The sequence below is a fragment of the Pseudomonas sp. YuFO8 genome (assembly GCF_035065025.1).
GTDB classification, from domain to species: Bacteria; Pseudomonadota; Gammaproteobacteria; order Pseudomonadales; family Pseudomonadaceae; genus Aquipseudomonas; species Aquipseudomonas putida_AE.
In genome coordinates this window covers 50,287-69,020 of the sequence record NZ_JAXDEQ010000026.1, presented here as the reverse complement: position 1 = coordinate 69,020, position 18,734 = coordinate 50,287, and the positions used below count along the sequence as shown (strand labels likewise).

Annotated in this window: 12 protein-coding genes and 2 pseudogenes; 4 read left to right on the top strand and 10 right to left on the bottom strand. The window is 63.3% G+C overall.

Annotated elements, in window-relative coordinates; translation table 11 throughout:
* Positions 1–2 precede the first annotated feature (2 nt).
* The 5 genes from SOP95_RS21505 to SOP95_RS21485 all read right to left on the bottom strand — a co-directional run bounded on the left by SOP95_RS21505 (position 3) and on the right by SOP95_RS21485 (position 10,069).
* A complete protein-coding gene (locus tag SOP95_RS21505) occupies positions 3–635 on the bottom strand; it encodes an SCO family protein (RefSeq protein ID WP_323608238.1) in 633 nt (210 codons plus the stop codon).
* The gene (locus SOP95_RS21500) at positions 632–1,300 is read right to left on the bottom strand and encodes an SCO family protein (RefSeq protein ID WP_274076664.1); all 669 of its coding nucleotides are present in this window, start codon (positions 1,298–1,300) and stop codon (positions 632–634) included. Before SOP95_RS21500 ends, SOP95_RS21505 begins: the two co-directional genes overlap by 4 nt.
* A gap of 13 nt (positions 1,301–1,313) precedes the next feature.
* Positions 1,314–3,266 carry a YncE family protein gene (locus tag SOP95_RS21495; RefSeq protein WP_274076663.1) on the bottom strand — a complete coding sequence of 651 codons (1,953 nt, stop codon included), beginning with the start codon at positions 3,264–3,266 and terminating at the stop codon, positions 1,314–1,316.
* A gap of 151 nt (positions 3,267–3,417) precedes the next feature.
* Positions 3,418–9,255 (bottom strand): manganese-oxidizing multicopper oxidase MnxG, encoded by a 5,838-nt coding sequence (gene mnxG / locus SOP95_RS21490; RefSeq protein ID WP_323608237.1) that lies wholly within the window; start codon positions 9,253–9,255, stop codon positions 3,418–3,420.
* A gap of 205 nt (positions 9,256–9,460) precedes the next feature.
* Positions 9,461–10,069, bottom strand: a complete 609-nt coding sequence (locus SOP95_RS21485) for a lytic transglycosylase domain-containing protein (protein WP_274076661.1) — start codon at positions 10,067–10,069, stop codon at positions 9,461–9,463.
* Positions 10,070–10,275: 206 nt separating this feature from the next.
* Between SOP95_RS21485 and gspG the strand changes: the two genes are divergently transcribed.
* From gspG to SOP95_RS21470, 3 genes are all read left to right on the top strand, one after another.
* Complete coding sequence (gene gspG / locus SOP95_RS21480) at positions 10,276–10,725, top strand: type II secretion system major pseudopilin GspG (protein WP_274076660.1); 450 nt, start codon at positions 10,276–10,278, stop codon at positions 10,723–10,725.
* Between the two features lie 14 nt (positions 10,726–10,739).
* Positions 10,740–11,927 carry a type II secretion system F family protein gene (locus SOP95_RS21475; RefSeq protein ID WP_274076659.1) on the top strand — a complete coding sequence of 396 codons (1,188 nt, stop codon included), beginning with the start codon at positions 10,740–10,742 and terminating at the stop codon, positions 11,925–11,927.
* A gap of 150 nt (positions 11,928–12,077) precedes the next feature.
* Complete coding sequence (locus SOP95_RS21470; RefSeq protein ID WP_323608236.1) at positions 12,078–12,626, top strand: hypothetical protein; 549 nt, start codon at positions 12,078–12,080, stop codon at positions 12,624–12,626.
* 126 nt (positions 12,627–12,752) lie between these two features.
* On the opposite strand, the gene SOP95_RS21465 is transcribed toward SOP95_RS21470, so the two are convergent.
* The 5 genes and pseudogenes from SOP95_RS21465 to SOP95_RS21445 form a co-directional block, all read right to left on the bottom strand.
* A complete protein-coding gene (locus tag SOP95_RS21465) occupies positions 12,753–13,649 on the bottom strand; it encodes a LysR family transcriptional regulator (RefSeq protein ID WP_323608235.1) in 897 nt (298 codons plus the stop codon).
* A gap of 135 nt (positions 13,650–13,784) precedes the next feature.
* Positions 13,785–14,411, bottom strand: a complete 627-nt coding sequence (gene ycaC, locus SOP95_RS21460) for an isochorismate family cysteine hydrolase YcaC (RefSeq protein WP_323608234.1) — start codon at positions 14,409–14,411, stop codon at positions 13,785–13,787.
* 37 nt (positions 14,412–14,448) lie between these two features.
* A pseudogene (locus SOP95_RS21455) lies at positions 14,449–16,286 on the bottom strand (amidohydrolase).
* Positions 16,283–16,885: an antibiotic biosynthesis monooxygenase gene (locus SOP95_RS21450; protein WP_274076654.1), complete on the bottom strand. Its 603-nt coding sequence runs from the start codon at positions 16,883–16,885 to the stop codon at positions 16,283–16,285. Before SOP95_RS21450 ends, SOP95_RS21455 begins: the two are co-directional and overlap by 4 nt.
* Positions 16,886–17,197: 312 nt before the next feature.
* Positions 17,198–18,118 carry a LysR family transcriptional regulator gene (locus tag SOP95_RS21445; RefSeq protein ID WP_274076653.1) on the bottom strand — a complete coding sequence of 307 codons (921 nt, stop codon included), beginning with the start codon at positions 18,116–18,118 and terminating at the stop codon, positions 17,198–17,200.
* A 157-nt stretch (positions 18,119–18,275) separates the two neighbouring features.
* On the opposite strand from SOP95_RS21445, the pseudogene SOP95_RS21440 reads away from it, so the two are divergent.
* A pseudogene (locus SOP95_RS21440) lies at positions 18,276–18,689 on the top strand (helix-turn-helix domain-containing protein); the annotation flags it as partial.
* Positions 18,690–18,734 lie beyond the last annotated feature (45 nt).

Genomic DNA, 18,734 nt, shown 5'->3' with positions numbered 1-18,734 from the left:
GCTCAGCGACCGGCCACGGGCATTGCCAGCAACTGCAAGCGCTGGGCAATGGCGGCGGCCGGGGCATCGGGACGGATCCTGCTCCAGCGCTTGTTCGCCACGTCACCGACGATCAGTTGGGTGGAGTGCTGCTCGGGGGACGGTATGACCTGGCCGATACGGCCCAGGACCAGGTCCATCTGCGCTTTGTCGCCGGTAAGAAAAAGCCAGTGGGGCTCATCGACGCCCTGCTTCAAGGTGTAAGCCTTGAGTACCGCCGGGGTGTCCCGCAGCGGATCACTGGTAAGGGAGATAAAGGTGATGCCGTCCGCCTTGTCGCCCAGCACTTCGCGCACTTGCTTGAGCTTCTGGGTGATCAACGGGCAGGCATCGGTGCAACTGGTGAAAATCACATTGAGCAGCACCACGCGGTTTTCCAGCGCGTCGCTGTAGAAACGCAGGGTATTGCCGTTCTGGTCCTGCAACGGCGTATCGGTGAACCAGGTCTTGGCATCGCGGGTGCCAGCGGTCGGCTGGGCGGCGGCCGCCACCGTATCGGCGGCAGGCGCCGCGGGTGCATGCCCTTCGTGGGCCATGGCCAGGGCGCTGGCGAGGCAGGCGCAGAGGCTCAGGGCGAACCCGTGGAGAAGTCTCATGGCTGATGCTCCATGGCGATGGCCGTGTGTTTGGCATGGGTGTTGCGTTCACCGCTGAGCTTCTCCACCTGCCGGGTCAATATGTTCGGGTCGGTGAAGCCGTAGTAGCGGGTCCAGTGGCGACTGTTGCCGTCCCCCACCAGGATCAGCGGCGCATGGTTCTTGAAGTCGCCACTGAAGCTGCCCAAACCCTTGAGGGTTTCGTTGACCGACTGCGTGGAACCGGTCAGCCAGCTCCAGCCCGGGCCGTTCTGGAAGGCGCGGGCGTAGTCGTTGAGGCGCTTGGCGTCGTCGCGCTGTGGGTCGATGCTGATCGACACCAGTTGCACCTCGGTGCCGACCCGCGCACCCAGCTGTTTCTGCACCTTGCCCATGATCGAGGACACCACCGGGCAGACCGTGGTGCAACTGGTGTAGATGAAGCTCATGACCACGATCTTGTTGGCCACCAGGTCTTTTTCCAGGCGCACGGTCTTGCCGCTCTGGTCCACCAGCGCGACGTCGGCAAACTTGACCTGGGCGGTCTCGGAACTGGTGCTCTTGGCCGCCTGGGTGTGGCCGGCATGTTCGTCTACCGAGTGGGCCAGGGCCTGGCCGATGGCTAATTCCAACGAGCAGGCCAACAGGCAGATCGTCAGCAGTCCATGATGTGCGAATCGGTTCATGTCGATGTCCTCTTCAATGAGCAATGCCTGGGGTTACCCGAACGCTGGCAAAAGTCTGGTCGTCGAAATTCGCGCCCAGGGACGCCGCACGCACGTGCAGGTACCAGGCGCCTTTTTGGTCAAGGGTGACCGGGGCTTCATAAATGCCATTGCCGACGTCCCGTGCTGCGACGTGCTGGGGCCGTGAACTCGGCGCGAGGAAGTAGCGCACCTGCACGTCCTTGACCCCGCTGCGCTGGACCTTCTGCTTGCCCTGGACGATACGAAAACGCACGACATAAGGGCTGCCCAAGGCAGCCGTGGTCTTGTCGAGCATGAATTCCACTTTCGGCACGCCGGCGACGGGCGGGAGTTTGTCGTTGGTCTCCACCACGGCGCTGAAGCAATGGATGATGTTGGGCTGGTTGAGCAGGAACGCCACATCGAAGCGCCCCGCCGCCGGCAGCTTGATCCGCGAGCTGTACAGCCCCGGTTCGACCTCGCGCAGGCTGCGGTCGATGACCAGTGCTGCCCGCGCCACCTGCCCGCGATTGGGGTAGCCGGACATCGGCGCGTTCATGCCTTCGGCGTAGAAGTAGGTGGTGTTGTCCACCGGGTTGACCACAAACACCGCGTTGTCGTCCCGCGACACCGCCAGGCTCGACGCCAGGGGCAGGTCACCGGCCAGCCGTGGTGGCTGCGGCCCGGCTTCGAAACCCTGGCTGATCGGCTTGCGGCCTTCGCCGAGGGACGCCAGGTTGATCATCGTCACCTTGGCCGAGGCCAGGCCGCGCACGTAGGCATAGGCCTTGGTGAACACCACCTGGTAGGGTTCGGCGGACACGTCCAGTTCATGGATCAGCGCATCGTTGGCCGCATCGATCACCGCGGCCTGGTTCTCCAGGGTATTGAGCACGATGCCGAAACGCCCGTCGGCGCTGAAGCCCATGGGGCCAAGGCCCTGCTTGACCTTGATCACCCGCCGCACCGACTGGCTCGCGGCATCGACCACGGTCACCGTGCCGTCCTTGCCATCGGCCACATAGGCCGCGTCGGACAGTGGCGAGTACGCCACCGACAGCGGGTGCGAACCGGTCTTGAGCTGCTTGGCGATGGTCAGGCTGGCGATATCGATGAGGCTGACGGTGCCGTCGTCGCGGTTGGTGACAAAGGCAAAACGGCTGTCCTTGCTGAAGGCGATCTCGTGGTGGCCGCTGCCGGTGGCCAGGTGCTTGAGGGTCTTGAGCGTGGCGGTGTCGATCACCGTGACCCCGGATTGCTCGGCCGACGGAGCATTGTTGCCCACCCACAGCAGGCGCTCGTCCGGTTGCAAGGCCACGCGCACCGGGTTACTCCCGGCGGCCACCGAGTCGATCAGCTTGAATTGCTCACTGTCGATCACCGCGACTTCGCCCGCCGTCGGCATCGACACGAATACCCGCTTGTTGTCCCTGGGGGTGACCCAATCCATCGGCGGTTGCTTGATGTCGATGCGGGTCAGGGTGCTGGTGATACCGCCCACCGAGACTGACGGGTCGACCACCGAGACGCTGGCATCACGGTTCATCACCATCAGGAAATAGCTGTTGAGATCGAGCAGCGGCCGTGCGCCGATACTCGACTTGAGGAACACCCCGACCCGGGCCTTGCAGCTCTGTTCGCGGCCCTGGGCCTGGTCGGCAGCAACGGTTTCCGGGTCAATCCAGGCGCCGGGGGCGATGCCCGCCAGCGGTTGGCCGGACGCCTTGTCGGTGACCTTGAAACGCACGTCGGCAAACTCACCCTCGCGCAACACGCCGCCTTCGGCCAGCGGCCGTACTTCCAGGGCCACCGACACGCCGTCGCGTTCAAGGGTCTGGTCGCTCCAGGTGTCGGGTAGCGCAATGTCGCTGAGCAGGGTCGGCGGCGATGTGCGCCACACCCCGAACCAGATCAGCGCGACCCCGACGATCAGCGCCACGCTGGCGATTTTGATGGTCCTGTTCATGTCACTCTCCCCTTCAGATCTATCCCTGCCTCACCGCGCCCCCTGTAGGAGCTGGCTTGCCAGCGAAGGCGTCAGCACATTCAACATTGATGTGTCTGACACTCCGTCTTCGCTGGCAAGCCAGCTCCTACAGGTGTTGCGTTTGCCTGCCCTACGGCGCTGGCGCCGGTTCCGCTTCGTTGGTCACCCGCAACAGCCCCCACAACCCGGAGGTGTTGCCGTAGGCGGCGTAATCGCGGAACAGGTAGTCACCCGGTATCGCGTTGACCCCCCCGGCGCTCGGCAGCATGAAGCTGAAGTGGGCTGCCGGCAGGACGCTCTCGCGGGCGCCGATGTACATCGACATCGGGTTGTAGCCGAACTTCACCGAGCCCACGCCAGGGGTGCCCATTGGATAGCCGCCGGTATCGCTCTTCTCCGACAGGAACGGGTTGGTCGACCAGACGTGCCCGTCCAGCTGGAAGGTCGTGCCGCGACTGCCGCCGGTAGGCATCAGGATGTGCGTACGGAATGGTTGCCCAGGCCTCGCGTAAAGCACCGGCGTTTGCGGATCACCACCCACCAGCGCATTGCTGTAGGCCATGTGCGCGTTCACCATGTCGCCGTAGCCCGCGCCATCGGCATGGCCGAACGGTGCATCCGGGGCCAGGCCGAAGCGGTACCACATCGGCTCGGTCCTGTAGTTGATGGCCATGCTCGAGTTGTCCTGCGGATCGTTCGGCACGCCGAACCCTTCCGCGGCAATCCCTTCCACCGGCCGACCATTGGCCCAGCGAATGTTCAAGGCCTTCTGCCAGACCATCGCAAAGTCGCGGTAGCTGGTTTGCCCTGGTGCGGTGACCGTGGCATTCACTTTGCGCGTGTCGTCAACCCAGGTGGCGCCCACCGGCAGGATGCTCGCCGCAGCGGCCAGGCCTTTTTGCGACTGCTTGATCACGTCCGCCGGAGTGAAATTCAACCCGCCGAACTCGATCGCCGTGGCGTTGATGTTGTCGACATTACGTCCCAACTGAGTGATCGGTTTGCCTTCACGCTCCAGGTGCCCGGCGTAGTACTGGTAGGTACGGGTCGGGTAGGCTCCGCTGCTGCCGACACGCGGCGGCACGGTCTGGGTCGGGTTGGCGCCGACGTTGGTGCCGTCGGATTTGGTGATGTCGTACGCCAGCAATTGCGCGTGCAGACCCACGTGGCTCGACGGCCGCATCAGGTTGTTGCTGAAGGTGGTCGAACCGGTGCCACTGTTGCGATCACGCTTGACCATGCCTTGCATCACCGCGGTCTGGGCCAGGTCCGGCATCACGCTCGGCAGACGGTTTTCCAGGGTGACATTGATGCAGTCACCGGCCGCTGCGCGCAGCACCAGGGGTTCGACTGGCACACCGGGTTTGAGCTTGCCGGTGGCAGGGTCGAGGTCGGCCTTGCGCACATACAGGATCGCGGTCGGGTCATGCAGCGGCCCGCTTTGCCCGCCGATGGTGATGGTTTCACCGTCTTCAGGGTCGAACACAGTGACCTGCGGAATGCTCACGGTCCGCGAGTTGAACACCAGGGTGCCGCCGGCCGGATTCAACGGCCCGCCGACATGCTGGCCGAGACCCGCCGGATCACCGATGGTCAGGCCCAGCGGGTTGCGGAGGATGTCGTTGGCCAATGCCGCCACCACTTCATAGTTGCGTTGTGGGGTCGGCCTAGTGCCGATACCGTTCGGGTTGGCGCCGTACCGTGGGCAGATGCCGTCGAACGCCACGGTGTTGCGCATGCCGGTAGGCTTGGCGTTGTTGGGCAGCGCGAACAGATCGCTGCGTTGCGCCGTGTAGTTGCGCATCACGCCCCAGATGCCGCTCCAGTAGCCTTCGATCGAAGCATCCATCGAGTACAGGTAGTCACCGGTGGTGGCCGCTGAGCTGGACAGCATCGACACCGGTGCAATGAAGCCCATCTGCTCGGAGATGCCGATCATCTGCGACGCGCGCCAGCCGGAGTTGGAGCTGTTGCCGAAACCGGAACCGCTTTGCAGCCACTTCACGCCGTGCAGGGTGACGTTGTGCTCCTCCTCGTGACCACCGGCATGCACCCGCAGCCGCACGTTGTCGCCGGTGTAGGTCCGCAGCATCGGGGTGAACGGATCGCCAGGCTCGGCGCCGCCCTTGTTGATGTGCGGCGGGAACAGCGTGGTGCCGCCGGTTGGGCCGGTGGCCGCGGTGATCAGGTTCGGCGCCAGGTTCATCGCCGGGATCGCACGGTCGGTACGGCTTTGCATGGCGTACGCCAGGTCGCCGCCCAGGCCATCGGCCTGCATGCCGCGCTTGCCGTCCGGGCCGACCTTGTTCGGGTCGTACACCCGCAGGGCCAGCGGTTCGTTGCGGTAATTGACCACGAACATGCCCGGGTCATCCACCGAAATGGCTTGAGGGCATGGCCGGGTTGGGCAGCCGGGCAGCATGCCGCCCTGCATTTCGACAATGCCGTCCAGCAAGGTACTGGCGTTGTTACGCACAGGCGGGTTGATGGCGTAGCGGAAGCTGTCCGCCGTAGCCGGGAAGGCTTGTGCATTCGGCTTGCCGTCCGGGCCTGCGCCGACGTACACACCGGCTTCATACGCGTGCTGGAAGTCGCTGTACTCGAGGAAGAACTCACGGAAGCTGTCGTTCTTGCCATCGCCGTCGATGTCACCGGTATTAATCACCGCTTGCCACGAAGTCGGTCCGCCATCCTGACGCGCGCCGCTGTACAACGGCTCGCCGGTCTCGGCGTGGAACCAGGTGGAACCGGCCGGTTCTGCCAGTACGGTGGCGTACAGGCCAATCTGTTGGTGAGTCGATGGGCCGAGGTGGTCGTGGGTGAAGATGGTGCCCAGGCCACGGTCGACGCCTTTGGCGTTCACCACCGGATCGACGAACCAGCGCTGCATCGCGGTACGCGCGCCGACCCAGTCAGCCCGGCCATATTGACCGAAGTACGGGTGGTTCTTGGCTTTCGGGCAGGCCGGCGTGCCGTCGCGTGGATCAGCCCCTTCGCACTGGTTGAACTCGCGGATGGCGTGGATGCGTTCTTGCACCGCACCTGGGGAAAGTACGCCGTCTTCGTAGTTCCAGCCGTTGGACGAACCATCGGCAGACACCAGGTCCCACTTCGGCAGGTGAATGTGCTGGCCGATCACGTCGGTCGGCGTGCGCACCTGATAGTCGTCCATCTCATAGGTGGCCGGCACCAGGTTGGTTTGCTGGTACTGCACGCAGTCGAAGGTGTTCATGCGCATCACCAGAGGTTCTGGTGGACGCTGCTTGGTGATCACCGGCCAGGCGTCTTCCCACAGCGCGAGGATGCGCGCTTGCGGGAAGTGGTAGCCGACCTTGTTGTACACCGCGTCGAACTGGATGTTGGCCGCCTTGTAGATGCGCGGACGGTCGGCGGTGAAACTCGAGGAGCCAATGAAGGACATGCCGTCGAGCCGCTCACCACTGTTGAATTCACCGATGCCGGCGCTGCTGCTCAGGCGTTTCTGCCGGTCGTCCATGCACGGTTCATAGAATGGCGCACCGGCCATCGGCAAGGCGCCGTTGGTGCGGAAAGGCCGTGCGACGATCTGGTTGCCCGGCAGCAGGGCGAAACTTGGATGGTCTTTCTTGGCGTGGAAGGCCATTGCCGCTTGCTCGACTTCGGTGCCCTCTTCCGGCAGGTAGATCGGCTTGGCGCGCGTGACCGTCTTGGAGAAATCCAGCGAGGTGGTAATGGTCTCGGCCTCGCCACCGGCAGACATGCCGTCCAGCACATGGCGGCCCAGGCCACCGTCCCAGCCACCGGACTGAGCCGGGTCAAGGTTGGCCCACAAGGCTTTGCCCGTGGCTTTCAAGGCCTGCGCCGTGGCAGCGTCGAGCATGTCCAGCGGCGGAGTCGGTGGGCGTTGGCCGACCGAGCTTTCCATGCCGCCGATCCAGAATGGATAACCAGGGTTTTTCAGGGTGCCGTCGGCGTTGCGGTTGGCTTCGCTGCGATCGACCAGGGCCAGGGAACCGATGGCCTGGGCGCCGCCGCTGCCGCCATGGTGCTCGCCGTCATCGTCGCCCTCTTCTTCATCGTCATCGTCGTTGGCGGCCAACAGGCCCTCGCCGATTTTCGGTACCACGGCGACTTTGCCTGGCATCGGTGCCATGGCTTTGCCGGGCAGCGGCACTACCGCAGGGATGGGTGTGCCAGCGACGATTTCGCCATCGGGCAAGGCCCGTGCGCCCGCCGCGGGTTTACCGCTGCGCAGGGCATAGGGCTCGCTGTGGTAACCGTCGTTGCCTTGCTGCGAGACTTCGAGCTTGGTGCCTTCTTCGAACACGTCGTGCACCCGCCACATGGCCCACATGCCCTGGGCGAAGTGCGGGTAGAAGTGGCAATGGTAGATCGCGTCGCCCGCTACCCGGTTGCGGTTGCCCGAACCGCCGTTGGCGATTTCATAGGTGTAGCCGGCGCCCGCACCGATGCCCTGGGCGTCCACGTAGTCCGAGTTGTCATCGTTGGGGTTGAACAGCCACTGATGCCCGTGCAGGTGGAAAATGTGCTGTTCATGGCCGTTGTGGGTGTTGCGGAATTTGACGAAGTCGCCGATGTAGCTGTGGTTGACGTTGGACGGCTCGGACGGGTACAGCGCCATGGTCGCCTTGACGCCCACCTGGTCGGCGTTCGGAGTCTGGCCCGGGGTGATGCCTTCCAGGCCGGCGTTGGCCGGAACGTCCACCAGCATCGCCACGTCGCCGACGGTGTGGGAGCTGAGGAAGAATTCTTCGTAGGCGCAGGACAGGCAATCGTGCATCGGACCGACGCCGAGACGGTTGGCGACCACTTCGGCGCCCATGCCGCCGGAGCCATAGTTGATCATGAAGGAATCGCGGGTCGGCTCCAGCACGTGGGCCATCACCGGGTCGGCCCAGTAGGCCGGAAACGCCTGGGTCGCTGCGGTTTCATCCTGGAACTGCGAGGCGAAGTCGCGGAACGGTTCCAGCCGATTGGGAAGCGCCGGGTTGCGTTTGCCCACCGATTCCAATGGATAGGTGGAGGGCGGGAAACTGCCGTCGGCATTGCTGCCCATGACGATCGCGTCGCTCTCGCTGGAAATGATCTCATTGCCGTCGACCATGTTGATGATCGGCGTGCCGGCCTTGCCTTCACGGACCCACGGCTCGCGTTGCGGGTAGCGGGCCTGGTAGTCGACGATCGGCTGACCGGCCGGGGTGCGCCCTGTGGTCGCCAGGCGCATTTCTTCTTCGGTCACCGTGTTGCGGTAGGTGCGACCGCCCTTGGGCACCACCACGACCTGGCCGAACAGACCGTTGGCGACGTTGCCGGCCGCACCTTCACCACCGAAAGTTGCGCCACGGCTGCTGGCGGCGAACACCCCTTCGCGCTCGGCATACAGGGTGTATGAGCGGCTGGCGCCCGGAGCGATCAGGCTATTGGCATTGCGCCCGGTGAACGAAGCGATGTCGTCGATGCTGTTGACCGCTTGCATGCCGTTGACCTGGAAACCGACATGCCGGTCGGCCACTTGCTCGTCGACCTTGAAGTTTTCGTTACCGCCCACTTCGATGCCTTCTTCTTCCTCGCCCTCCTCTTCCTCGCCACCGTCGTGGGAACCGGGGTTGGCCTGATAAGCCAGCAGGTTCTGCAGGTTGATGGTCAGGCAGTCACCGGCGGCCACCCGCAGCACCAGCGGACGTGGACGCTTGTCGGGACGCAGCGAAACCTTGCCCGGCACCGCCGCACCACCCTGGGCCAGTGAGACGTCATGGTCATCGACCACATCGCGACGCAGGGCGAACATCATGCCGTTGACGTTCTGCGCACCGAGGCGGTTGAACATCAGCGGCTGGTCCAGCGCCACGACGTTGGCCACCAGGTTGCGCTCACATCGCGCTGCCGCTTCGGCGACTTCGATGCCGAGCATCGATGCGGCCAACAGCAGCCAGGGAAGGACGGATGGAGCGTGGAATGTGCCGGTCATGATCACGGGCCTCGCTGTGGGTGCTCACAGGGAATAATTCTCGACAAAACCCTTTGAGCAATCTGCATGCCATAAAAAATTTATCGTTATTTCAAACAGTTACAGTCGCCATTCAATTCATCGGGGGATATTCCCCACCCATTCCCCACTTTTGCGTCGGGGCCACCATGCCCCAATGTTGGGGAAACTCGCCCCAAGCTGTTCGTCATAGCGGGGCATCCGCCGCCAGCCCCTGCAGGCGCCGGTATTGGCGCAGCACACTGGGCACATAACGCTGGGTTTCGGCGAACGGCGGGATCACCCCGCCACGGCTGAGCACCGCTTGCGGCCCGGCGTTGTAGGCGGCCACGGCGAGGGCGATGTCGTTGTCGAACATCGTCATCAGGCGCTTGAGATATCGGGCTCCGCCCTGGATGTTGGCCTTGGGGTCGTAGACGTTTTTCACCCCCAGCTCGCGGGCGGTGTCGGGCATCAACTGCATCAACCCGCCCGCGCCCCTGGGCGATACGGCGCGGGCGTTGTAGCTCGATTCGGTCTGGATCACCGCGTGCAGCAGCGCGGCCGGCAACTCGTTGTCCGTGGCGGCCTTGGAGACCAGCTCGGCATAGGGGCGCGAAGCGATCATTTGCGGCTGCTGATCGAGGCTGACCGCCGCCACTTCGACCTCTTGCACCACCCGTTCGTAGTGGCGGCCGGGGCGATGGACGTTGGACAAAACGAAGTCGCCCTTGGCGTCCCTGGAAACAAACACATCGGCCTGGACAGCACCGGCCAGCAGCATCATGCCAAGCAATCCTGTGGTGAGAGTTTTCATGGTTCTACCTCCCCTGACCGGCCCCGAAAAATGGGGGTAATGCCCCAATGGCCAGTCGCGTATCAGCCATACGCAAGCACTGTGCCGAAAGCGCGAGTGGCCGGAATACGGGGGCTGCACGAGGATGTCCGAAGCTTGAGCGGGGCTTTGCATGGCAATTGCATAAGCCGTTGACGCGACCCTTCTGCCGACTGTGTGAGGTCAACATGAAACAGCGTCTGCGTTTCGCCCCGCGTGCTTTTCCCCCTCGAGCCGAGCGCGGGTTCACATTGCTTGAACTGTTGGTGGTGCTGGTGGTGCTGGGGCTGTTGGCCGGCATCGTCGCGCCGAAATATTTCGCGCAACTGGGCCGTTCCGAAGTGAAGGTGGCCAAGGCGCAAATAGAAGGCCTGGGCAAGGCCCTGGACCTGTACCGCCTGGAGGTCGGCCATTACCCGTCGACCGAACAGGGGCTGCAGGCACTGGTCACCGCCCCCAGTGACGAAACTCATTGGACCGGTCCGTACCTGCAGAAAAAACTGCCGCAGGACCCCTGGGGCCGTAACTACAACTATCGCTACCCTGGCGAAAACGGCGAGTACGACCTGCTGTCCATGGGCAAGGACGGCCAACCCGGCGGCGAAGGCGAAAACGCCGAAGTCACCAGTTGGCAATGACGGGAATGGCGACCATGCGTTTTCACCTCAAAGCGGTCGGCAAGGCCGGTGTGGTTTCAATGACTGTCGAGGCACCGGGTGACAGCGAAGCCCGGCGCATCGCCGAGGACCAGGGCCTGCGGGTGGTCAGCCTGCACGCCGAGCGGCACTGGCGGGCGCTGCGCCCCAGGCAGCGTGAGACCTTCAACCTGGTGTTGTTCAGCCAGGAACTGACCACCCTGCTCAATGCCGGCCTGCCGTTGATCGATGCGCTGGAAAGCCTGGCGGAAAAAGAGAATGCGCCACAGGCCCGCAAGACCTTGAGCGAACTGGTGCGCCTGCTTTACGAAGGCAAATCGTTTTCCCAGGCGTTGGGCCAACTGTCGGCGGTGTTCCCCCCGCTCTACGTCGCCTTGGTCCAGTCCAGCGAGAAGACCGGCGCCGTGGGCGAAGCCTTGGGCCGCTACGTCAGCTATCGCCAGCGCATGGACGAGGTTCGCCAGAAGATCGTCAGCGCCTCGATCTACCCCATGCTGTTGCTGGTGGTGGGCGGTGGCGTGGTGTTGTTCCTGATGGGTTATGTGGTGCCGCGCTTCAGCCTGGTGTTCGAAGGACTGGGCTCGAACCTGCCGTGGCTGTCGCAGATCCTCATGAGCAGCGGCATGTTCCTGCACGCCCACCAGGGCGAATTCTTTGGCGCACTGGCGACGATCGTCATCGCCCTCGCCTTCCTCCAGCGCCAGCCGGCCTTTCGTCGGGGCCTGGACCGCTTGATCGAGAAACTGCCGGCGGTGCATCAACGCATCTTCATGTACGAACTGGCGCGGTTCTACCGTTCCCTGGGCATCCTGCTGCAAGGCGGCATCCCCCTCGTCACCGCCATGGGCATGGTCCGCAACCTGCTCACCCCGGCCTCCCGATTGCGACTGGACCAGGCCTGCGAAAGGGTGCGCGAGGGGCAATCCCTGTCGACGGCGCTGGAACTCAATCACCTGGTGACCCCGGTGTCCCTGCGCCTGCTGCGCGCTGGCGAACAGTCCGGCAACCTCGGGCAGATGATGGAGCGTAGTGCGGACTTCTACGACGAAGAAATCAGCCGCTGGATCGAATGGTTCGTGCGTTTGTTCGAACCCTTGCTCATGACTTTCATCGGGCTGCTGATCGGGGTGATCGTGATTTTGATGTACATCCCGATATTCGAACTGGCCTCAAGCATTCACTGACGGCTCTGGGACGGGCCTGCGCCGGCAATCGCCGTCTTTTTCGCTGTGACATCGAATAAAGCCGGACCCAGGCGTGTTTACCCACTGAATATGGCAGCACGTTGCATTGTTCATCAACGTTCCAACTTGAATTAAAAGACGGAGAAAGACATGCACATCAACAAGCTATTACTGGCGGTAGCGATTGGCGCGGTCTTATCGGCGTCTACCGTCCTGATTCCGGACAGCCTGTCCGGGGTATCGAGTGCCCAGGCGAAAGAAGGCGGAAGTGGTGGGGGCGGTGGTGGCGGTGGCCACGGTGGTGGTGGCGGCAGTGGTGGCGGTGGCGGCGGTCACGGTGGTGGTGGCGGTGGCGGTGGCGGTGGCGGCGGTAATGGTGGTGGCCACGGCGGAGGCAGTGGTGGCAGCGGCGGTGGCAATGGCGGAGGTCACGGCGGCAATAGCGCCGGCAGCGGTCATGGCGGCAGCGACCATGCTTCGGGACACGCCGGCAATACAGCCTCTAACTCCGGACGTAGCAGCACCCACTCTGAACCGGGCGACGATCATGGCGTACATCAGGCCGGGCATGACGACAATGGTGTTCACCGCTCCGGCGAGGTCGGCGACGACCACGGCGTTCACCGTGCTGGCGAAGTCGGTGACGATCGCGGCCTGCATGCTGCTGGCGAACCCGGCGACGACAAACGCGTCAACTGACCTGGTCTAAACCCTGTGGGAGCCAGCCTGCTGGCGATGGCGGTGGGTCAGACGACATCAATGTCGAATGTCCTGACGCCATCGCCAGCAGGCTGGCTCCCACAGTGGATTGTGTGAACCGCCGATCTACAACACAACTTCCGTCTGATCCAGGCGCTCGCGCAAAAACTCGATCAGCACCTGCACCGGTCGCGACGCCTGGCGATGCTGCGGATACACCGCCGACAGCGTCAGCGGCTCGGGACAAAATTCATCCAGCACCGCCACCAATCGCCCATCCTTCAACGCCGCCCCGACGATAAACGTCGGCAAATAGGTAATCCCCATCCCGGCAATCGCCGCGTCCTTAAGCAGCTCGCCATTGTTGACCCGCATCCGCCCGGTGACGTTGACCATCAGCGGCTTGCCCTGCCCTTCGAAGCGCCATTGCACCTGACGCCCATGACCGTAAGGCAGGCAGTCATGCTGGTGCAGGTCTTCGGGTTTGACCGGCGTACCGCGCTCAGCCAGGTAAGCCGGGCTGGCGCAGTAGACACGCTGGATGGAAGCGATGCGCCGCGCGATCAACGTCGAGTCTTCCAGCGTGCCGATGCGCAGTGCCAGGTCGTAGCCCTCGCCGAGCAAATCCACCGGGCGATCGCTCAGGTCCACCTCCACCGTGACGTCACGATAACGCTGCAGAAACTGCGGCAGCAGGCACCCCAGATGCGCCAGCGCAAACGACAGCGGCGCACTCACGCGAATGGTGCCGCGCGGCTCGGTGGTCTGCCCGGCGATGCCCTGCTCCACCTGCTCGACTTCGCCCAGCAGGCGCAAGGCCGATTCGTAGTAACTTTGCCCCAGGGGCGTGACATCCAGCCGCCTTGTCGAGCGATTGAGCAGCCGCACACCCAGACGCGCTTCGAGCTGCATCAGGCGCCGGCTGACGAACTGTTTGGATAATCCCAGTTGATCGGCGGCGGCCGTGAAGCTGCCGGAGTCCATCACCTGGCAAAAAATACGCATATCTTCGAACGGGTTCATTGTCGCGCCTTGATTGACAGTCCGACACTTTACAACGTTTACAAAGCAAAAGATCGCAGCCTCCGGCAGCTCCTACAGTTGTACGCGTTCCCCTGTAGGAGCTGCCGAAGGCTGCGATCTTTTCAGCCTGTCGACTTACTTCGAAGTAAAGGTCGTGTAGCTGTTGATCAGGTTACGGTAGTTCGGAATGCGTTCCGACAGCAGGTTGGCCAGGCCTTCCATGTCATTGCGCCAGTCGCCTTGCAGCTCGCAGGCAACCGAGAACCAGTTCAACAGCTGTGCACCGGCGGCCGACATGCGGGCCCAGGCGGCTTGTTGAACGGTGGTGTTGAAGGTGCCGGAAGCGTCCGTCACCACGAACACTTCGAAACCTTCGGCCAGGGCCGACAGGGTCGGGAACGCCACGCAGACGTCGGTGACCACGCCGGCGATGATCAGTTGCTTGCGACCGGTGGCCTTCACCGCCTTGACGAAGTCTTCGTTGTCCCAGGCGTTGATCTGGCCAGGGCGTGCAATAAACGGCGCGTCCGGGAACTGCGCCTTGAGCTCCGGCACGATCGGACCGTTGGGGCCGCTGTCGAAACTGGTGGTGAGGATGGTCGGCAGTTCGAAGAACTTGGCGATGTCGCCCAGGGCCAGCACGTTGTTCTTGAACTCATTGGGCGAGAAATCCTGGACCAGCGAGATCAGGCCAGTCTGGTGATCGACCAGCAGCACCACTGCATCGTCTTTGTTCAGGCGTTTGTACGGAACGTTGCTCATGAAAAACTCCTTGGTGGATGGTTGTCGCTTAAGTTGATTAGAAAGCAAAACACGAGCAGCCGAAGGCACCCCAGAACCCGGCGAAATCACTCACCGGCGCTTCGACAGACGCGCCCGCTCATGGCTGTGGGAGTGCACCGCGCAGGGTCCGCTGCACTGGTGAACCTGCGCCTGCAACGGCGAATTCGGCCGCCAGTGGCCCGGTACCTTCACCACCGGCGACCAGTCCGGCAGCACCGGCACGCTGGCGGGCCCAAGTTTTTCGAAATCATCGGCGGCATACACCACCTTGCCGCCGACCACGGTCAGCACCGACTCGATCCATTTGATCGCTTCGTCCTCGACGCTGAAATAGTCCGCGCTCAAGGCTGCCACGTCCGCCAGTTGCCCGACCTTGATCTGGCCTTTCTTGCCCTGCTCGGAGGAGAACCAGGCGCTGCCGTGGGTGAACAGTTCCAGGGCGGTCTGGCGCGACAGGCCCTCGGCGTGCAATGCCAGGCCACCGACGGTGCGGCCGCTGACCATCCAGTACAACGAGGTCCATGGGTTGTAGCTGGACACCCGCGTGGCATCGGTGCCGGCGCCGACCGGTACACCTTCGGCCAGCATGCGCTTGATCGGTGGCGTCGCCTCCGCTGCCTTGGCGCCGTAGCGCTCGACGAAGTATTCGCCCTGGAACGCCATGCGATCCTGGATGGCGATGCCGCCACCCAGCGCCCTCACCCGCTCGATGTTGCGGGGGGTGATGGTTTCGGCGTGGTCGAAAAACCACGGCAAGCCGTTGAACGGGATGTCGCGATTGACCTTCTCGAACACGTCGAGCATGCGGCTGATGGATTCGTCGTAGGTGGCGTGCAAACGAAACGGCCAGCGCTGCTCGACCAGATGGCGCACCACCGGTTCCAGTTCGTCTTCCATGGTTTGCGGCAGGTCCGGGCGCGGTTCGAGGAAGTCCTCGAAATCCGCCGCGGAGAACACCAGCATCTCCCCGGCGCCGTTGTGCCGCAGGTAGTCGTCACCCTGGTGCAGGGTCACGCTGCTGGTCCAGTTCTTGAAATCGGTCAGTTCTTCCTTGGGTTTCTGGGTGAACAGGTTGTAGGCGATGCGCACGGTCAGTTGCTGGTCCCTGGCCAACTGCTCGATCACCTGATAGTCGTCCGGGTAATTCTGGAAACCGCCGCCGGCGTCGATGGCGCTGGTCAGGCCGAGGCGATTGAGTTCGCGCATGAACTGGCGCGTCGAGTTGACCTGGTACTCCAGCGGCAACTTCGGCCCCTTGGCCAGCGTCGAGTACAGAATCATCGCGTTGGGCCGCGCCACCAGCATGCCGGTGGGTTCACCGTTCGAGTCCCGCACGATCTCGCCACCCGGCGGGTTCGGCGTGTTGCGGGTGTAGCCGGCGACCCGCAGCGCGGCGCGGTTGAGCAAGGCGCGGTCATACAGATGCAGGACAAACACCGGGGTATCGGGCGCGGCCTGGTTCAACTCTTCGAGGGTCGGCATGCGTTTTTCGGCGAACTGGAATTCGTTCCAGCCACCGACCACCCGCACCCATTGCGGCGTGGGTGTGCGGTCGGCCTGATCCTTGAGCATGCGCAGCGCATCGGCCAGTGACGGCACGCCTTCCCAGCGCAGTTCGAGGTTGTAGTTCAGACCGCCACGGATCAGGTGCAAGTGCGAGTCGTTGAGGCCGGGGATCACGCAACGGCCCTTGAGGTCGATCACCTGCGTGCCAGAACCGCGCAAGGCCATGGCCTCGGCATCGCTGCCGACCGCGACGAAGCGGCCCTCGCTGATGGCGACCGCAGTGGCGCGTGGGTTTTCACGGTCGACGGTATGAAATTGGCCATTGAACAGAATCAGATCGGCGTTCATCGCGTTTCCTTGGGCGCAGTGGAAGAAGACAGCCAGGGCGCGAACAGGCGCGTCGCCATCGGCATGAACAGGTACACCACCGACAGCACGATGGTCAGGGTGATCAGGAAGGTCGCGACCACGTAGTTGGAGAGCACGGCGTTGAGCCGCAACAACGGCCCCCAGAGCAGCGGCACCAGCAAGGTGTGCGGCAGAATCACCAGCAGCGTCACCACGGCCTGCTTCCAGCGCGGCGGTGGCGAGCCCGACTCGACTTGGGGGGCGAACCAGAATTCGTTGACCGGGTTGACCTCGGTCTGGTCGCCGTCGGCCAGCATCGGCGTGGCTTCGTTGACCAGCGCCTGGCGTTGGGGCGAATCGAGCCAGCGCTGCATCGCCGAGGTGGAGCAAAAGCGCAGGACGCAGGTGTACATATCGAGGCCCGCGTTCTTGCCGCGCATCACATCCACGCCCAGGTGCCCCTCCTGCTGTCCGGCGACACTGACGATGTTGCGCAGCCAGGCCTCGTAGGGCACTTCATAACCGGCCCTGACCCGGTGTTTGATGACCAGGGTCACGACCTCCTCGAAAGGCGAGTCGAGCACGTTGGAATCAGGCATGGCGGAGGGCTCCGGCGAGACAATATTGAATTGAATAATGCCGGGGCGAGAAAGGAAAAAATTGAATGTACGTGCTCTTATTGCGAGGGACCCCGAGCCCCCTGTAGGAGCTGGCTTGCCAGCGAAGGCGGTTTTACATTCAACAATGTTGCTGACTGACCCACCGCAATCGCGAGCAAGCTCTCTCCCACAGTGGTCCGAGTACATCTGTAGGAGATAGGTTGGCCTGGTAGCCGCCTTCGCTGGCAAGCCAGCTCCTACAGGGGTTGGGTACATCCGCAAAAATACAGGTTGGCCGGCAGGCCGCCGCGGTCACGCCGGGATCGACAGCGGCTCCGACATGAACTGACTGATCCGCGACCGCAACCAGCGCTCCGCCGGATCATTGTCATGCACCCCGCTCCAGGCCATCGACAATTGCGCAGCGGCAATCTCGAACGGCGGATCCTCGGCACGCAAGCCACACCCCTCCACCAGCGCACACGCCGCATAATCCGGCACCGTCGCAATCATCTCGGTGCCGGCGAGCAACGCGCGCAAGCCGCTGAACTGCGGAACGCCCAACACCACCCGGCGGGTGCGGCCAACCTTCGCCAGATCCAGGTCGATATTGCCGCTCAGGTCCCCGGAAAACGACACCATCGCATGGGGACGCGCGCAATACTCATCCAGGGTCAGCGTCCCCGGTCGCTTGTCACCGCGCAGCACTTTGCAGGGAATATCCCGCAGCTTCTTGCGCTTGGCATTGGCCGGCAGGTCGGTGGTGTAGCTGACGCCCACGGAGATTTCCCCCGACGCCAGCAACGCCGGCATCAGCAGGTAATTGGCCCGGCGCACCACCACGACAATGCCCGGTGCCTCTTCCTGCAGCTTGCTCAGCAGAGGCGGAAACAGACCGAACTCGGCATCGTCCGACAGGCCAATGCGAAAGACGTCGCAACTGGTCGCCGGATCAAATTCCTTGGCGCGACTGACCGCGCCGGAAATGGTGTCCATGGCCGGTTGCAGCTCCTTGAGAATCGCCAGCGCCCGTGCCGTCGGCTCCATGCTTCTACCGTTGCGCAACAGCAAAGGGTCGTCGAACAGATCGCGTAACCGCCCCAGCGCCGCACTCACGGCCGGTTGGCCCATGAACAGTTTTTCCGCCACGCGGGTCAGGTTCTTCTCGAACATCAGCGCTTCGAAAATCACCAGCAGGTTCATGTCGACGCGACGCAGATCGTTACGGTTCATAGGCACGGTTCCCTTGTGTGTTGAGCCAGGCGCGAGGTGGCGATTGTGTCTGACTTTACCCAGGACTGCCCACCCTGCATAAGGAATTAACAACGTTTAACTCGCGCGCCAGAGCCTTGGGGTTCAAGAATGAATCCTACCCATTCGGACATTCGCCATGGCTCAGTTCCAGCAAAGCGCCGCTCGCGCGACAGTCGCGCAGCCCCAGGAAAAAAGCGCCAGCGGCCTCAGTCCGCAGCGCGAACAGTTGGTGAAACAACTGATCCTCGATCGCCTCGGCGAATCCCTGCAAGTGACCGAACTGGCCCAGGCTTGTTCGCTGTCGCGCAGTCATTTCTCCCGCGCGTTCAAGTGCAGCACCGGCTGTTCGCCACAGGAATGGATTCGCCAGCAACGCATCGCCCGGGCCAAGCAGCTGATCCAGCACACCGACCTGAGTCTCACGCAAATCAGCCTCGAATGCGGCTTCTGCGACCAGGCTCACTTCTGCCACATGTTCACCCGCAGCGAGGGCATCAATCCGTTTGCGTGGCGTTGCCGGGCCGTACGCGCCCTCCCCACATCACCTGCCTGCGGGCAGCACCCGGATCATCGAGCACCGAGTTCAACCGCTGTG

What these genes read in the sequence shown, in the direction of transcription:
- SOP95_RS21475 (WP_274076659.1), top strand. Translation starts at nt 10,740, where the DNA reads ATGCGTTTTCACCTCAAAGCGGTCGGCAAGGCCGGTGTGGTTTCAATG.
- SOP95_RS21450 (WP_274076654.1), bottom strand. Translation starts at nt 16,885, where the DNA reads ATGCCTGATTCCAACGTGCTCGACTCGCCTTTCGAGGAGGTCGTGACC.
- SOP95_RS21505 (WP_323608238.1), bottom strand. Translation starts at nt 635, where the DNA reads ATGAGACTTCTCCACGGGTTCGCCCTGAGCCTCTGCGCCTGCCTCGCC.
- SOP95_RS21465 (WP_323608235.1), bottom strand. Translation starts at nt 13,649, where the DNA reads ATGAACCCGTTCGAAGATATGCGTATTTTTTGCCAGGTGATGGACTCC.
- gspG (WP_274076660.1), top strand. Translation starts at nt 10,276, where the DNA reads ATGAAACAGCGTCTGCGTTTCGCCCCGCGTGCTTTTCCCCCTCGAGCC.
- SOP95_RS21500 (WP_274076664.1), bottom strand. Translation starts at nt 1,300, where the DNA reads ATGAACCGATTCGCACATCATGGACTGCTGACGATCTGCCTGTTGGCC.
- SOP95_RS21485 (WP_274076661.1), bottom strand. Translation starts at nt 10,069, where the DNA reads ATGAAAACTCTCACCACAGGATTGCTTGGCATGATGCTGCTGGCCGGT.
- ycaC (WP_323608234.1), bottom strand. Translation starts at nt 14,411, where the DNA reads ATGAGCAACGTTCCGTACAAACGCCTGAACAAAGACGATGCAGTGGTG.
- mnxG (WP_323608237.1), bottom strand. Translation starts at nt 9,255, where the DNA reads ATGACCGGCACATTCCACGCTCCATCCGTCCTTCCCTGGCTGCTGTTG.
- SOP95_RS21470 (WP_323608236.1), top strand. Translation starts at nt 12,078, where the DNA reads ATGCACATCAACAAGCTATTACTGGCGGTAGCGATTGGCGCGGTCTTA.
- SOP95_RS21495 (WP_274076663.1), bottom strand. Translation starts at nt 3,266, where the DNA reads ATGAACAGGACCATCAAAATCGCCAGCGTGGCGCTGATCGTCGGGGTC.
- SOP95_RS21445 (WP_274076653.1), bottom strand. Translation starts at nt 18,118, where the DNA reads ATGAACCGTAACGATCTGCGTCGCGTCGACATGAACCTGCTGGTGATT.